Source organism: Mesorhizobium sp. M1A.F.Ca.IN.020.06.1.1, assembly GCF_004023265.1.
In the GTDB taxonomy this organism is placed as follows: Bacteria; Pseudomonadota; Alphaproteobacteria; order Rhizobiales; family Rhizobiaceae; genus Mesorhizobium.
The window spans coordinates 1-1,137 of record NZ_RZSR01001362.1 but is presented as its reverse complement, the minus strand read 5'-3'; the positions used below and the strand labels follow the sequence as shown (position 1 = coordinate 1,137).

Genomic DNA, 1,137 nt, shown 5'->3' with positions numbered 1-1,137 from the left:
TACCTGATCTATCCCGATCCGTTCCTGCGTCTGCCCGCCGACTCCATCGCCTCGGGCCTCGGCCGCCAATCGAGCCTCTGGCCGACCAGCATCTCCGGCGATTTCCCGATCTTCCTGGTGCGCATCGGCGACGTCGCCGATCTCGAGATCGTCGCCCAGGCGCTGCGCTTCCAGGAATACATGCGCGCCCGCGGCATGATGATCGACTTCGTCGTCGTCAACGAGCAGGCATCCTCCTACGTGCAGGACCTGCAGCGCGCAGTGGAGACGCTGTGCGAGAACAGCCGCCTGCGTGGTCGCGAGCTTGGCCCGCGTCAGCACATCTTCGCCGTGCGCCGCGACCTGATGGACGAGCCGACCTACAAGACCCTACTGTCGGTCGCGCGTGTTGCGCTCCACACCCGCAACGGCACCATCTTCGACCAGCTCGAGCGGGCCGAAACGGCGGCATTGCAGGCTCGCGACGCTTTGCAGCAGGCGGAAGGCGTTCCGGCCCGCCAGCCGTCGCCGCCTTTGCCTGAGCCGACGCGGGCAAGCGAGGGGGGAGCCGATATTGCCGCCGACGGCACCGGCCTCAGCCTCTGGAACGGCTTTGGCGGCTTCGACGGCGACGGCCGCCACTACGTGACGCGGCTGACCGGCCGTCGTGTGACGCCGCAGCCCTGGATCAACGTCATCTCCAACGCTTCCTTCGGCTTCCACGTCTCTGCCGAGGGCGCCGGCTTCACCTGGAGCCGCAACAGCCGCGACTACCAGTTGACGCCGTGGTCGAACGACCCGGTGTCGAACCGGCCGGGCGAGGGCTTCTATATCTACGACCAGTTGAGCGGCAAGGCGTTCTCGCCGATGGCCGCGGTGGTGCGCGATCCCTCGATGACCTACGAGACCTGGCACGGGCAGGGGTTCTCGACCTTCCGCTCGAAGCGCGGGCCGCTGTCGATGGATCTGACGCAGGTCGTCGACCCGGTGGATCCGGTGAAGATCACCCGGCTGCGCATCCAGAATGCCGGCCCCGCGCCGGAAAGGCTGCGCGTCTATGCCTATGCCGAGTGGGTGCTCGGCGGCCATCGCTCGCGCACGGCGGCAACCATCGTGCCGACCAGGGACGCCGCGACGGGCGCCATGCTTGCGCAGAAC

Annotated in this window: 1 pseudogene; it reads left to right on the top strand. The window is 67.9% G+C overall.

Features of this window, described 5'->3' with window-relative positions:
- Window positions 1-1,137: pseudogene (locus EOA60_RS34015) on the top strand (protein ndvB); the annotation flags it as partial.